At 50.5% G+C, this 14,405-nt stretch carries 12 protein-coding genes; all 12 read left to right on the top strand.

Annotation, left to right across the window (positions count from 1 at the left end; genetic code table 11):
- Positions 1-5: 5 nt before the first annotated feature.
- Complete coding sequence (thyX, locus tag NTH01S_RS04650; protein WP_068170185.1) at positions 6-914, top strand: FAD-dependent thymidylate synthase; 909 nt, start codon at positions 6-8, stop codon at positions 912-914.
- Complete coding sequence (locus NTH01S_RS11740) at positions 911-1,072, top strand: hypothetical protein (RefSeq protein WP_157070865.1); 162 nt, start codon at positions 911-913, stop codon at positions 1,070-1,072. The genes thyX and NTH01S_RS11740 overlap by 4 nt, the downstream gene beginning before the upstream one ends.
- 58 nt (positions 1,073-1,130) lie before the next feature.
- Positions 1,131-1,841, top strand: a complete 711-nt coding sequence (locus NTH01S_RS04645; RefSeq protein ID WP_068170183.1) for a dienelactone hydrolase family protein — start codon at positions 1,131-1,133, stop codon at positions 1,839-1,841.
- 188 nt (positions 1,842-2,029) lie between these two features.
- Positions 2,030-4,186: an AfsR/SARP family transcriptional regulator gene (locus NTH01S_RS04640; protein ID WP_068170180.1), complete on the top strand. Its 2,157-nt coding sequence runs from the start codon at positions 2,030-2,032 to the stop codon at positions 4,184-4,186.
- A gap of 142 nt (positions 4,187-4,328) precedes the next feature.
- Positions 4,329-4,889, top strand: coding sequence for a DUF3576 domain-containing protein (locus tag NTH01S_RS04635; RefSeq protein ID WP_370664299.1), 561 nt, complete (start codon positions 4,329-4,331; stop codon positions 4,887-4,889).
- Positions 4,890-4,896: 7 nt separating this feature from the next.
- Complete coding sequence (gene leuS, locus NTH01S_RS04630) at positions 4,897-7,506, top strand: leucine--tRNA ligase (RefSeq protein ID WP_068170397.1); 2,610 nt, start codon at positions 4,897-4,899, stop codon at positions 7,504-7,506.
- Between the two features lie 2 nt (positions 7,507-7,508).
- Positions 7,509-8,180 (top strand): hypothetical protein, encoded by a 672-nt coding sequence (locus tag NTH01S_RS04625; RefSeq protein WP_068170179.1) that lies wholly within the window; start codon positions 7,509-7,511, stop codon positions 8,178-8,180.
- Positions 8,177-9,199, top strand: a complete 1,023-nt coding sequence (gene holA, locus NTH01S_RS04620; RefSeq protein WP_068170176.1) for a DNA polymerase III subunit delta — start codon at positions 8,177-8,179, stop codon at positions 9,197-9,199. The genes NTH01S_RS04625 and holA overlap by 4 nt, the downstream gene beginning before the upstream one ends.
- Positions 9,200-9,275: 76 nt before the next feature.
- A complete protein-coding gene (locus NTH01S_RS04615; RefSeq protein ID WP_068170172.1) occupies positions 9,276-10,415 on the top strand; it encodes a metallophosphoesterase family protein in 1,140 nt (379 codons plus the stop codon).
- Positions 10,412-13,045: an AAA family ATPase gene (locus NTH01S_RS04610; RefSeq protein WP_068170167.1), complete on the top strand. Its 2,634-nt coding sequence runs from the start codon at positions 10,412-10,414 to the stop codon at positions 13,043-13,045. Before NTH01S_RS04615 ends, NTH01S_RS04610 begins: the two co-directional genes overlap by 4 nt.
- A gap of 186 nt (positions 13,046-13,231) precedes the next feature.
- The gene (locus tag NTH01S_RS04605; protein WP_068170164.1) at positions 13,232-13,918 is read left to right on the top strand and encodes an HAD family hydrolase; all 687 of its coding nucleotides are present in this window, start codon (positions 13,232-13,234) and stop codon (positions 13,916-13,918) included.
- Positions 13,919-13,938: 20 nt separating this feature from the next.
- Positions 13,939-14,405 (top strand): NAD(P)-binding domain-containing protein (locus tag NTH01S_RS04600; protein ID WP_169802043.1); only part of this gene is annotated, 467 nt, incomplete at its 3' end.

Below are 14,405 nucleotides of genomic sequence, written 5' to 3'. Positions count from 1 at the left end.
TCGGCATGGCATTGACATCTGAACAACGCGCTGAGATTGAATCTCTGCGCCTCGAACCTAAGCTGACCTCTCGGCCGACTGTCCCGGCGATGGAAGAGCTTCTTGCTAAGCCGATCGAGGTGCTCGATCATGGTTTTTTACGTGTTGTTGATTACATGGGCGATGATAGCGCGGTCGTGCAGGCTGCGCGCGTTTCCTATGGTAGAGGCACACGCAAGACATCAGAGGATGCGGGACTTATCCGCTATCTGATGCGTCATCGTCATTCAACGCCCTTTGAAATGTGCGAGATCAAGTTTCATGTGAAGCTGCCTGTTTTTGTGGCACGGCAGTGGATTCGGCACCGCATGGCGAGTGTGAATGAGTATTCGGCGCGTTATTCTATTCTGGATCGTGAGTTTTATTTGCCGAATTTAGAGCAAGTGGCCTCACAAAGCTCGTCCAATCGGCAGGGGCGCAGCGACGCGCTGGACGCTGATAAGGCGCATGAGGTGTTAAATCTTCTGCGCAGTGATGCTAGCCGTTGCTATGATCATTACGAGGAGCTCTTGGACGAAGAGCGTTATGGGCTTGCTCGTGAATTGGCGCGTATGAACTTGACGCTGAATACCTATACACAGTGGTACTGGAAGATTGATCTGCATAACTTTATGCATTTCTTGGCACTGCGTGCAGATCCGCATGCCCAGTATGAAATTCGTGTTTATGCTGAGAAGATGCTGGATATTCTGCGGGCATGGGTTCCTCAGACAGAAGCAGCTTTCCGGGAGTATCGTTTAGGGGCGTTTACATTTTCTGCCGGTATGCTGCGCGTGTTGCAGCGTCAGCTGGCTGGTGAAAACGTTATTCAGGAGACTTCTGGGCTTACAAAGCGTGAATGGTCCGAAATGCATGCGGCGTTGCAAGGCGCATGAGCGATCTGCATTCTCTCCTCTCTTCCGCAAGGGAGGGAGGGCAGCCGGAGCTAGCCCCTAAGCCGCGTTTTTATGGTTTATGGGTTATTCTGGTGATTGATGTTATTTTGGTTTCTGCTGCGTTATTAATTCATTTCTTATGGCCTGTTTCACATTGAATTTAGGCTCGAATGTATTAATTATATACAAACAGTTCGTCTGAGTGAGGAGCGTGGTGTGAGTCTCGAATATAGTGACTATTATGATGGTCAAGCTATTTTGGAGGCTGCTATTGCGCGGCCGTCACGCGATAAAGCTCCGGTTGTGTTGATTGCTCATCAGTGGGCGGGGCGTGGTGTTCTTGAGCATACCATCGCTGAGCGCGTTGCTGATCTGGGCTATATTGGTGTTGCTATCGATTTATTCGGTAAGGGTGTTGTGGGTTCTCCCGGTGGAGATAACACGCATCTTATTGAGCCATGGCTGAAGGATCGTGCTGGGCTAGCGCGTCGTGTTGGGGTGGCTGTTGAATTTGCGCGCTCTTTGTCTGGGGCTGAGCCAGATAGGCTGGCGGCTTTGGGGTACTGCTTTGGCGGCATGGCGGTGTTAGATGTTGTACGCTCTGGGCAGGGAGGCTTACGTGGTGTTGTAAGTCTACATGGCCTGCTAGGGAGTGACCCCGCCTTGGAGAGGGGGGACATTACCGCTAAAATATCGGTTCATCATGGATGGGATGATCCTTTGGCGGTGCCGGAGCAGGTATTAGACTTTACGCAGGAAATGACGCGTAGAAAAGCGGATTGGCAACTGCACGCTTATGGGCATGTGGGGCATGCATTTACGAACCCACATGCAAATGCACCTGAGCGTGGGTTGATGTATAATAGATTGACAGATCAGAGATCGTGGCAGGGTATTGTTGGCTTTTTGAAGGAAGTGTTTGAATAATGTTTTTATAATCTTTATTGATGGAGGCGATTTAATATATGGTCAATATATTGGTTAAATTTCTTTTAAAGATTTTGAGCGGTTATTTTTATATGGTTAAGTGTATTGAAGGTGTGAGTTGTTGTTTTTTATTTATCTCTTGAGGCACTAACTTTTTTCTTAATTTATTATAATTAATAGGTATAAAAATGACGTCTTTATTAAAAATTTTATCGGACCGTGAAGCGGATTCTTCTGTCTTTAGACTGAAATTAATCGGTCATATGGAAGCGTGTGCAGTAGACGGAACAAGCCTCTTACCTATTGGCGGAAAAACACGTGCGTTGTTGGCCGTTTTGGCTTTGGCGAACCGGAAGCCTGTTTTGCGGTCACATTTGGCGGAGCTGTTGTGGAGTAAGCGCCCAGAGGATATGGCCCGGGCGTCCTTGAGGCAAGAAATTCATCGCTTGCAGGAGGCGCTGCGGCCGTTGGGGGGTAGTGTTATAGATGTCCAGCGTAGCTCTTTGACGTTAAAGCCTATTTTGACTTCTGTTGATGTGGAGCGTCTAAAATCGGGCGGTCTGCAGGCTGCGTCAATCTTTATGGAGTCTGGTGAAAAATTACTTCCAGATTTAGATGGGATTGATCCTGCTTTGGATGAGTGGCTGGATCTTCAGCGTTTGAATTTACGTAAATACTCGATCGCGCAATATGAAGCATCTCTCATGGAGGTGCAGGATGTCGTTGGGATGGAAGAGGCCGTTACACGGTTATTGGCGATCGATTCACTCAATGAGGTAGCTTGGCGGGCGCGTATTGAGGGATCTGTCCGGGTCAATGATTTGGCGCGGGCTCGTTCTTTTGTTGTTCATTATAAGAGATTATTGTCAGAAGAGTCGGTAGAGATAAATATCGATCAAACGACGCGGGAGTTATTAGAGCAGGTATTGCGCTATGATCAAAGTGCACAACCGATGCGTATTGCGCATGAAGCAGAGGCGGTTGCTGCTCTCTCTCAGGAAGGGCACTTTCTTCGGGACCGTAAACAGGCACAAGGGTTTGGTGCGCATTTTGGTTTAGTGTCAGATGCTGGGGAGGTGTCTTTTATTGATCGCGACCCCATGCTGGTAAGCTCTTCTCATCCCCAAAATGGACAATTTGATACTGTTCGGCGCATCTCGGTCTATATTCAGGAGCCAATGATTTTGGAGCCTGAGACATGGAAGGATTGCCCAAGCTCAGAGGACCTTCATGAATGTTTGGAAATGTTTTTCTTGAGGGCTAAACTTTTTCAGGTCGTCCCTTTTCAAGGAGAGAGTGAAAGCGAAGATTTTATTGAATTATGTAAAAAATCTGGGATCGATTATGTGGTTCGCAGTGTTTTGCGTGTTGGTTTTCAGGATAATGTTCCAAGAATTATTATCCGCTTAATAGATGTTCGTTCGGGTGGTATTGTGGTGTGGGGAGGGTATGAGAGCATCTCTGCCTTAAATAGTACCAATATATATAAAGTTTTGGGTGATATTTTTTCTGATATTCATTGGTCGATCATTTTTTCTGATGTGATGCGTGTGTCAAACCGGAGGGATGAGGAGCTTTCAAGATTTGGACAATCTATGAGAGCCTTGAGCTTATCTTTGCGGTTTAATGTGGAATCTTTTGATCGTATTACGCATCTTATTGGTAAGCCTTCGGACGGAGCGCATACGGCGTTAGTAACGGCCATGACGGCGCTATCGCGTTTGAATGGTGATTTTCATTCCTCGGCCGCAGATATTATTCAATGGGGTGTTGAGGGCGCACGTCAGGCAATAGCCTTGCAGCCAGAGCGCTCTGCCGTTGCTTTATTGTGGGGGGCATTGACAATGGCGGAAGGGGGGCTTTTGCTCTCGTCCGTTTCGCATAAAACCTCTTTACGCTCCGTCATTCGGGGGGCTGGCGTCTCTCTTTCTGTGCGAGAGCGTTTTATGTGCGCGGCGCTTGAGGCACTTTTGGATCAAGATATCACTGTAGCAGCAGAAAGTGCGCAGGAGATGCTGGATGCGATGCATGGATCTCCGTTGAGAGCATATTATGAAATGTTTTTTTTAATGACGTTGGTTGTGGGGCTACCTGGGGAGAAGGCATTAGAGCAGGCTAATCGTATGGTTTGCCTTTATCCTCGTCATCCAATGAGCGCGGTTGCCTTGGTGGTTGCCTCGGCACAGGTGGGGCAGATGAAAGATGAGCACGCCAGAAGTGTTCAGCATTTACGCTCTCTCTTGCCGGATTTAACGATAGAGGATGTTGTGACGCGCTGTGCTTATTTGCCTCAGCAGGGATTGGATATGATTCGTGAAAGCTTGATGCAGGCAGAATTTCAGTGAAATCACGCTGTTAACAGTTCAGATGCTTGGCCTAATCGTATAGGCACGATAAGAGTGCATATTCGCATTGCTTTTGGTAGGGTTCGCCACCTTGCCTTTTTGCCTATGAGTGGCCTTGGCGTGGCCTGCAGGACTTTTGATAATGTCTCGCAATAATATGATTGCTCGGTGCGCACTGTCATCTGCTGACATTTGTGTGAAAATGGTCGGACGTGCTCGTGGTGAGGTTGCTTCGCCTTGGAAACTTGCAGGCTTGTTTGCTTTTGGTGTTTTGGCTGCATGCGGTAGCAGTCGTGACCCGGGTAGCTTGGCAACGCCGCATAATCATCTGTTAGGGGTGGATCGCGGTGCTGAAGGTGGCGCTGATGACTTAAAGGGCGGCGTAAATGCCTATTTGTGGCGCGGTGCAATTGATACTCTGTCTTTTATGCCACTGTCTTCTGCCGATGCGGTCGGTGGTGTGATTTTGACGGATTGGTATCAGCCTGCTGCAAGCCATGGAGAGCGCTTTAAAATTGCGGCTTACGTGCTGGATCGGCGTTTGCGTTCGGATGCCCTGCGCGTTGCCGTATTCCGGCAGGTTTTTCAAGATGGCGCATGGCAAGATACGCCTGTATCCGCCACGACAACGTCTGACATCACGACGCGTATTTTGACACGTGCCCGTCAGTTGCGTGCAGAGAATGGTGAACGGGACAACTGAAACGAACATGAACGACGTACCAAACGCTTTTGATTTTCACGCGCGTGAACCTTTCTGGCAGGCAGAATGGGATAAGCGCCAAGCATTTTCTGTGCCGGATGTTCCGGAAGATGGGCGCCCCAAATACTATGTGTTGGAGATGTTCCCATATCCATCGGGGCAACTGCATGTAGGTCATGTGCGGAACTATACCCTTGGGGACGTTGTCGCACGTTATAAACGTGCACAGGGTTTTTCCGTATTGCATCCGATGGGGTGGGATGCTTTCGGCCTTCCCGCAGAGAATGCAGCGCGTGAGCGTGGTGTGCATCCGGGTCAGTGGACTATGGATAACATTGCAGCTATGCGCGAGACCCTTCAGCGTTTGGGGTTCTCGTTAGATTGGGACCGTGAGGTCGCAACATGTCAGCCAGAGTATTATGGCCAACAGCAAAAGCTGTTCTTGGATATGTTGGCTGATGGTTTGGTTGAGCGCCGTGATTCACAGGTTAATTGGGATCCTGTTGATGAAACAGTCTTGGCCAATGAACAGGTTGTTGACGGGCGCGGTTGGCGTTCTGGTGCGCTCATTACCAAGAAAACACTGTCACAGTGGTTCTTGAAAATCACAGATTTTGCTCAGCCTCTTCTGGATTCCTTGGGAGATCTGGATCGTTGGCCTGAGCGTGTGCGTGTGATGCAAGAGCGCTGGATTGGCCGTTCAGAAGGGGCGCGTGTCCGTTTTGCGCTGCATAACCCGCCAGAAGGTTATGGTGCTGATTTTGATGGCGTGGATGTGTTTACGACGCGTCCGGATACGCTGTTTGGGTTGAGCTTTATAGGTCTGTCGCCGGATCATCCGCTCGCCGCTAAAATTGCTGAGACGAACCCGCAGGCGAAGGCATTTATTGAAGAATGTCAGCGTGCAGGTACGTCTGAAGAGGTGATTGAAGCTGCGGAAAAGGTCGGTTTTGATACAGGCTTGGAAGTCGTAAATCCACTGAACCCTTCGCAAAAGGCACCTGTCTGGATCGCGAATTTTGTGTTGATGGGGTATGGTACTGGCGCAGTCTTCGCGTGTCCGTGCGGTGATCAGCGCGATCTGGATTTTGCACGGAAGTATAATCTTCCTGTGCCGCAAGTTCTGCTGCCAACTGGAGAAGAGGCTGCTAGTTTTGTAGTCGGCACAAAAGCCGTCTCCGGTGATGCGTCTTTGTATAACTCTGACTTTTTGAATGGTTTGAGTGTTGAGGACGCTAAGCACGCTGCGTTGGAGCGCTTAGAGGCTCAGGGCGTTGGGCGTAAGGTTGTGAACTGGCGCTTGCGTGATTGGGGTATTTCTCGTCAGCGTTACTGGGGTTGTCCTATACCGGTCATTCATTGCCCAGATTGCGGCACTGTGCCGGTGCCGGATGAGCAGTTGCCCGTTGTTTTGCCTGAAGATGTGACGTTTGACCGGCCGGGCAATCCTCTGGACCATCATCCTACATGGAAGCATGTGGCGTGTCCTCATTGTGGTCACGCTGCGACGCGTGAGACGGACACGTTTGATACGTTCGTTGATAGCTCGTGGTATTTTGCACGCTTTACGAGCCCACATGCTGAGACACCGACGTTGCCAGAAGCGGCTAATGCGTGGTTGCCGGTTGACCAGTATATTGGCGGCATTGAGCATGCAATTTTGCATCTTTTGTATGCACGTTTCTTCACCCGGGCCATGGAAAAGACGGGTCATGTCGGTGTGAGTGAACCTTTCGCGGGTTTGTTTACACAAGGCATGGTGACGCATGAGAGCTACCGTGACGATTCTGGATGGCTGTATCCAGAAGAAGTGGAGCGGCGCGGTGAGCAAACTGTCCGTAAGGATACGGGTACGGCTGTGAATGTCGGGCGTTCTGAAAAGATGTCCAAGTCAAAGCGTAATACCGTTTCACCGTTAGAAATCATTGAGCGTTATGGAGCGGATACGGCACGGTGGTTTGTGCTGTCTGATAGCCCGCCAGAGCGTGATATGGAGTGGACGGCATCAGGCGTTGCTGCTGCTGCTCGTTTTGGTCAGCGCCTCTATCGTTTGATTTCAAGTGTTTCTGAACAAGATGCGCGTGATGCTGCCTTCCCCGAGGGTGCGCTGTGCTCTGTCGCGGATGATCTGCGGCGTGTCACGCATCGTGCCGTACAGGCGGTTACGGAGGCATTAGATGCTTTCACGCCGAATGTGGCTGTGGCGCGGTTGCATGAGCTGACATCCGCTCTGGCCGATGCTTTGAACAAGAAGGGTGACGGCTTGCCTGCGGCACGTCGTGAGGCGGCTGTGGTGCTCTGTCTTTTGACTGCGCCAATGATGCCCCATCTGTCAGAAGATATGATGGCGATCCTTGAGCCGGGTGAAGCATTGGTTGTTGAGCGGGCATGGCCGGTGGCTGATCCTGCGCTTCTGACCGCACGTCAGGTAACGCTCGCGGTTCAGGTTCTTGGAAAGCTGCGTGGTACGATTGATGTACCGCCAGATGCGCCGCGTGATGTTGTTTTGGCGGCAGCTAAGGCGGAGATCAATGTTGCACGTGCTCTGGAAGGGAAGCGTCTTGTGAAGGAAATTCACGTGCCGAACCGCATTGTTAACTTTGTGATTGCAGGCTGATTATGAGCATTTTCAGTCGGTTCTGTGCCGGTATAGCACTAACAGGTGCTTTAGCCGGGTGTGGCTTTACCCCCCTTTATGGGGGGGGCGCGCAGGGGCAGGGCGTTTCACCAGAATTGGCGCAGATTTATGTTGCCAATATTGGTGGGCGTTATGGTCAGCTTCTGCGTTTGGCTTTGCAAAAGGACCTGACAGGTTCTGGAGCGGAGATGCCGCAGCTTTATACGCTGCAAGTCGCGTCAGGATTGGCTGAAGAATCAGTTGATATTCACCAAGATAATACGTCTGGGCGTATTCGTGGAAATGCGAGTGCGCATTGGCGTTTGTTCTCTGTAAAGCCGGTTCCGGAATTGCTTGCTGAAGGCAATGTTCGGACGATGGATGGCTATAATACGTTGTATGAGCAGTATTTTGCGCAGACCTTGAACGAAGAAACGTTTCAAGGGCGTGTGGCCGATACTCTTGCTCAGTCTATGAAGCAGCAGCTCGCGGTGTGGTTCCGTACGCATCATGCGCCGGGGGCTGCGCAGGCTGATGATCTGCCGCGTTATGTCGATACAGATGCGATGCCTGAGGATAATGGTGCGCCAACGCAGAGTGCAGGTGCGGATGGCTTCCCAGCTTCGGCAACTGGGCGTTTGTCTCATAGTACATCGACCTCAAACCCACAGTGAAGATTGATGCGCGCCAGGTTGGGCGTGCTCTAAACGATGCGGGGCAGTGGCGTGCTATTCTTTTATATGGAGAGGATAGCGGCCTTATTCGGGAGCGTGCAGCGCAGGCAGTCAAGCTTGTGGCGGATACGCTGGATGACCCCTTTCGTGTGGCGCAGCTTGACCGTGAAACACATGACCGATTGGAAGAAGAGGCAACGGCTTTATCTCTGATAGGGGGCCGCCGTGTCGTGTGGGTACGTGAAGGCAGTGATGCGCTCGTAGCCCCGTTGATGCGGCTTTTGGCTCTTTCGACGGATACTCTGGTTGTGCTTGAGGCGCCGGGATTGGCGTCGCGTTCTAAGCTACGTGCCCTTGCCGAAAAACAGCCGCATGTTGCGTCAATCGCGTGTTATCCTGAAGAGGGGCGTGCTTTGGCGCACACTGTGGCGGATGCGCTGAAGCAAGACGATATTACGATTGATCGTGATGCTATGGCGTGGTTGCATGGTCGATTATCGTCGGATCGCGCCGGCGTGCGTGGTGAAATAGAAAAACTCATTTTATTGGCCGGTCCTCATGGGCGCTTAGATATAGAGACTGTACAAGACTGCGTTGGTGACGCTGGAGGGACGTCCCTTGATGATGCTGCATATGCGGCTATGGCAGGGGAGGTGGAGGCTGTGGATCAAGCGTTAGAACGTGCGTTTTCTGATGGAGCAGCACCTGTTGCGGTGGCGCGTGTGGTCTTGGGGGTCATTAACCGTTTGTGGCGTGTGGCGCTGGCTGTAGAAGAAGGGCAGATGCGTACAGAGGCGATTAAGGCGTTGCGCCCTCCTGTATTTTTCAAGCGTATGCCCAGTTTTGTAAAAGCGGCTGAGCGCTGGCCAGCAGGGGCTTTAGCGCTGGCGGCAGAACGTACGCAGGCTTTAGAGTTGGCGTGTAAGAAAAGCGGAATGCCTGATGAGTTGTTGTGTCGGCGGCATTTGGCTTCTTTATGTCTGGGCGGGCGTGTCTGGCTGCGTGGTGCTGGCCGTTAAGACGAGAAGGCTGGTTCTTTATTCGTTCTCGCGTTAGTGTTGAGGGAGTTTGTACTTTCAAAACATATGGCGCAGCATGAAGTTTATTCACACGGCAGACTGGCAGCTTGGTAAACCTTTTGGGCGTTTCGATGAGGAACGCCGTTCTGCGCTGACGCAAGCGCGTTTTGATGTGATTGATCGTATCGGTCAGCATGCAAAAAATCATGATGTGCGCCATGTTTTGGTTGCTGGTGATGTCTTCGATACAGAAGGTCCGCAGGACAGGACGATTGCTCAGGCCTTAACGCGTATGGAGCGTTACCCGTGTTGCTGGTGGTTATTGCCGGGCAATCATGATTTTGCGCGCAATCATGGGTTATGGGACCGTGTTCGTGCGCGGTTGGGGCGCGGACAGGTGGGGGAAGTCAAGCTATTGACGGAGGCTGTTCCTCATGAAATCGAAGATGGTGTATGGTTATTGCCAGCGCCCCTTCTTGGGCGGCATACGCAAGATGACCCAACAGCAGTTTTTGACACGATGCAGACGCCTCAGGCGCGTTTAAGAATTGGTTTGGCGCATGGTGGTATTACGCAGTTTACACAAGGTCATGATGCTTCAGCAGAAAATTTGATTGCGCCGAATAGAGCGCATTTGAGTGCTTTGGATTATCTGGCTCTAGGTGATTGGCACGGTCGTTTAAAAATTGATGCGCGTACATGGTATTCGGGTACGCCTGAAGTTGATCGCTTCCATCCGGCGGAAGGGCGTGACCGGCCTGGGGAGGTCTTGTTGGTGACGCTTTCGCCCGAGCAGGAGCCTGATGTGCAGGTTTTGAGTACGGGGCGATATCGTTGGATAGAGCAATCATGGATGGTGGATGGGCTGACGTCCTATTGCGCGCAGTTAGAGCGCTTTTTAGCGGGGGTTGATGTGCCCGAGACGTTATTGCGTTTGAAGCTGGCTGGTATGATGGATTTGTCCCAGCGTGTCGCTATCCTTTCGGCGTTAGAAAACGATATCGCTGATCGTTTGATGTTTTTGGAGGCGCAGACGGATGATATTTTTGGACGTCCGGGCGAAGAGGACTTGGCGCTTTTGGACGGGGAAGGAATGCTGGCTCTTGCCGCACAAAAGCTGAAAGCACGTATTGAGTATGGCGGAGAAGAAGGGCGTATAGCCCGAAAAGCGCTTGAACGTCTTATTGTTGAATATAAGCGAGTTGAACACTCATGAGCTTTTATCTTCGTCAAATTCAAATTGAAAATTTCCGACGTTTTCGTTCTCCTATTCTGTTGGATAACCTAGGAGAGGGGCTTAATGTTTTGATTGCCCCGAATGAAGCAGGGAAATCGACCTTACTGGAAGCTGTGCGTGCGGCTTTTTTTGTGCGTACAAAAGGGCAGAGCAAGCAGTTAAAATCATATGTGCCGTATGGTGATAAAGTTGGGCCTTATGTTGCGGTTGATTTTGCGCTGCATGGGAAGGAATGGCGTATTGAAAAGCGTTTTATACAAAGCGCGAAAACAACATTAAGTAGCCCAATGGGGCGTGCAGAGGGGGAAGATGCAGAGCATCAACTGCGTGAGCAGTTGGGGGCATCTGTGAGTGCTAATACGAAAAAGGCTGAGCCAGAAGGCGCTTTAGGGCTGCTTTGGGTTCGTCAGGCGGAGGCTCTTGAGTTAACGGCTCCGGATGAATTGGTGAGGGACCGTCTTCGGACGACGTTAGAGCATGAAGTTGGCTCCATTCTGGGTGGTGGGGCGTTTAATCGTGTTAACGAGAGCATTGAGAATCTCAGGACGCGCCACGGTACAGCACGGAGCCGAACACAAGGATTGTTGCCAGAAGCGCAAACGCGTTGTGACCGTGCGCACAGCAATTATAGACAGACTAAAGAATTGTATGATGTTTTAGAGACGCATTTTGCACGGTTAGAGCAGGTTCGTACGCGTTTAAAGTTGGTGGAGCGTGAGCTTTATCATGAAGCAGACCACGGTCAGCGTGACGCATTACAGCACGAGCTGAAAGCGGCAGAAGGGGCGGCGCAGCGTTTGCAATTGCGCCGTGTAGAATGTGATGCGGCGCGAGGTGTTGTCGTACATCTGGAAGCTATGCAGCAGCGTGCTGAGGATTTGGCTTTAGAGCAAAAAACGGATCAAGATGTTCTGAATATATTGGAGCAAGAGCGGCGTGAGGCTGAAGGGCAGGCTCTTGAAATCCGTGAGAAGATTACGATTTTAGGAAGAGAACTCGAGGAACAGCGAGAAGTCTTAAATCAGCAAAAGAACGCCGTGCGTGAGGCTGAGCAACGTTATGCAGAGGATGCAAGAGCTCAAGCATTAGACGCAGCACGGGAGCGTTATACGCAGTTAGTCGCGTGTGAAGCGGCTTTGGTTGAGGCGGAGTGCTTGAGCCGTACTATCATTCCAGATGCGTTGATGGCACGATTGGATAAGGCTGAGCGGGAAGTTCTGGAAAAGCGCGCATTGATGGGGATGGATGGTGCGCGTGTGACGTTATCTGGCGACATGGCGCCGGTTATTGTGAATGGTGTGGTCGCGCAAGCTGGTAGCTTTACGATTGACCAGCCGATGACTGTGCAGATCGGCGCAACGATTTTGCAGTTGGAACCTTCACTTGGTACGCAACGGGCGCGCCATAATTTTGAAGTTGCACAGAGTGCATTGGTGGAGATGTTACAAGAGGTTGGGGTTAAGGACCTTGAAACGGCTCGTCAGCGCAATGAGCAGGCACGTCAAAATACGGTTCGTGTTCAGCATTTAAGAGAGAGGATTGTGTCTTTATGTCCGGCAGATGCGGCTCTGGGTCTCAGTGCGGGCGAGGATGCTTTGAAGGTTTTGGTTGCTAGAGAGGGTGCAGAGAAGCGCGTTTCAGTACATATGAAAGCACTTCCAGATCTTCAAGAGATGCGCAAAAACGTTGAACATCAAGAAAATAATTGTCTTAAATTACGTACTATCCTTGATATTTCGAATTCTCAATTGAAAGAAATGGAAGGTATTTCTCATCCTGTATTATTAAAAATTGCGCAAGTAACGGCATCTCTCTCCCGAAATGCGCGTGATATGGAGCAGTTAAAAGGGCAGGAGGACTGGGCGGATTTGTCTGCAAACATGATGCGGGCGAAGGCGCGTCTGTCTGCCATCTCTTTGGACGTGCAGGACGCGGAACGCCTTGTCGTGGTTAGTAACCCTGATGTGATCCGCCGAAAAATTGAAAGATTGGAGCAGGATAGAGCCGCTACAGAACGAACGCGCGTGCAGTTGCGAGAAGAGCAATCGCGTTTAGAAGCAACCATTTCAGCCGAGGGTGGCCGAGGAATAGCAGAACGTTTGAGCGCAGCAGAAGATGAACGGGATGCTGCGGATGAGGCACTGTCACGCGTGACGGAGGATGTGAAAATGCTTCAGCTTTTGCGACATGTGATGGATGAAGCCCGCTCGGAGATGGGGGAGCGGTTTGTCCGGCCTGTTGCTTCACGGGCGAAGTCCTATGTGGAAAAAATTCTTCCTGGCAGTGATCCGGGTTTTGATGAAACGCTCAAATTATCACGTTTAACGCGTGGGCAGCATGAGGAAGGAAGTGATGATTTGTCCAAAGGAACGCAGGAGCAGTTGGCGTTAATGGTACGTTTAGCTTTTGCAGATATTTTGCAGCAGCAAGGGCAGCCCGTTTCACTGATTTTGGATGATCCGTTGGTCTATGCGGATGATGCACGTTTAGATTTGATTTTGGATATGTTGGAGCAGGCATCGAAACGATTACAAATTGTTATTTTGACATGTCGAGAGCGGGTGTTTCGCAACACGTCTGGGCGGCGTTTGTTTTTGCCATGTACGTGACGGGAGTAAAAACTTTGGTTTTTCTAGGGCGTTTAGTGCCGTTAGGAGAGAAGGCGAAAATTGTTTTTTCTAATTTTGACGATACTTCTTTGTGACAGGAAAAAACATTTTTTTCAAGGTTGAAAGGCAAATTTTCGTGTTTAATCTCTAAAGGATAGATAGTCATCAAAAAACCGGGAGACGAAAATGGCTGAGAACCTTCCAAAGAAGGAAATTTCGCTTGTAATATTCGACTGTGATGGCGTTCTTGTCGCAGGCGAACACTTATCAACTGCTTTGATGTCGGCTGAAGCTCGTAAATATGGGTGGAGCATTACTGATAAAGAGGGCGACTCTATTTTCTCCGGTGGTGAATTGAAGAAAATTGGGGAACTTATCGCAGAGAAGAGTGGTGCCACGCTCCCGGCTGACTGGTCCGATATGATGGAACGTCGTATCGCGGAGATGATGAAAATTAAAGCTGTTACCGTTGATGGTGCAGAAGATATGATCATCGAAATTATCGATATGAATTTGCCTATCCGAGTGGGTTCAAATTCCTCATCTCAGGAAATGAAGGCAAAATTTGAGCGTACAGGTTTGGATGAACACTTGGAAGAAGGGCGTATTCATTCAGCGCGTGATTTGAATATTCCTAAGCCTAATCCTGATATTTATTTGCATGCGGCAAAAGAAGAGGGCGTTTCGCCTGATAACTGCATTGTTCTTGAAGATTCGGATGCTGGTGTTGAAGCTGCGGTGCGTGCCGGCATGACGTGTGTTTTGCTGCGTGATCCAGAAAAGCCAGGTACAAAATTTGAAGGTGTGATCCGTATTGCGCATCTTTCTGAATTCCCCGGCGTCGTTCGTCAAATTGCCACGAACCTGTCATAATTTTAGGGGATACAGATCACATGCGTATTGGGATTATTGGCCTTGGGCGTATGGGCGGGAACATAGCGGTTCGCCTGACGCGTCATGCACATGATGTTGTTGCGTTTGACCGTTCAGCGGAAGCGACGTCGAAGATTGTTGAGCGTGCGGATGGTGGTCGTGCGGTTGGCGCTACGAGCGTTGAGGACCTGACGGCGAAGCTGAAGGGTGATGAGCGCCGCGTTGTTTGGGTTATGCTTCCGGCAGGCCCGATCACGGAGAGCTGCATTGAGCAGCTTGGTGGTCTTTTGACTGAGGGTGACATCATCATTGATGGTGGCAACTCGTACTACAAGGACGACCTTCGCCGTGCGAAAGCACTGGCGGAGAAGGGGATTTCCTACATTGATGTTGGCACGTCCGGCGGTGTGTGGGGCCTCGAGCGCGGTTACTGTATGATGTATGGCGGTGAGAAATCTGCTGCGGATTACGTGGACCCGATCCTTGC

The sequence above is a fragment of the Neokomagataea thailandica NBRC 106555 genome (assembly GCF_001598495.1).
GTDB lineage: Bacteria > Pseudomonadota > Alphaproteobacteria > Acetobacterales > Acetobacteraceae > Gluconobacter > Gluconobacter thailandicus_A.
This window is presented reverse-complemented; position numbering and strand designations above follow the sequence as displayed.

What these genes read in the sequence shown, in the direction of transcription:
- NTH01S_RS04605 (WP_068170164.1), top strand. Translation starts at nt 13,232, where the DNA reads ATGGCTGAGAACCTTCCAAAGAAGGAAATTTCGCTTGTAATATTCGAC.
- NTH01S_RS04635 (WP_370664299.1), top strand. Translation starts at nt 4,329, where the DNA reads ATGTCTCGCAATAATATGATTGCTCGGTGCGCACTGTCATCTGCTGAC.
- NTH01S_RS11740 (WP_157070865.1), top strand. Translation starts at nt 911, where the DNA reads ATGAGCGATCTGCATTCTCTCCTCTCTTCCGCAAGGGAGGGAGGGCAG.
- NTH01S_RS04640 (WP_068170180.1), top strand. Translation starts at nt 2,030, where the DNA reads ATGACGTCTTTATTAAAAATTTTATCGGACCGTGAAGCGGATTCTTCT.
- NTH01S_RS04615 (WP_068170172.1), top strand. Translation starts at nt 9,276, where the DNA reads ATGAAGTTTATTCACACGGCAGACTGGCAGCTTGGTAAACCTTTTGGG.
- NTH01S_RS04610 (WP_068170167.1), top strand. Translation starts at nt 10,412, where the DNA reads ATGAGCTTTTATCTTCGTCAAATTCAAATTGAAAATTTCCGACGTTTT.
- thyX (WP_068170185.1), top strand. Translation starts at nt 6, where the DNA reads ATGGCATTGACATCTGAACAACGCGCTGAGATTGAATCTCTGCGCCTC.
- leuS (WP_068170397.1), top strand. Translation starts at nt 4,897, where the DNA reads ATGAACGACGTACCAAACGCTTTTGATTTTCACGCGCGTGAACCTTTC.
- NTH01S_RS04625 (WP_068170179.1), top strand. Translation starts at nt 7,509, where the DNA reads ATGAGCATTTTCAGTCGGTTCTGTGCCGGTATAGCACTAACAGGTGCT.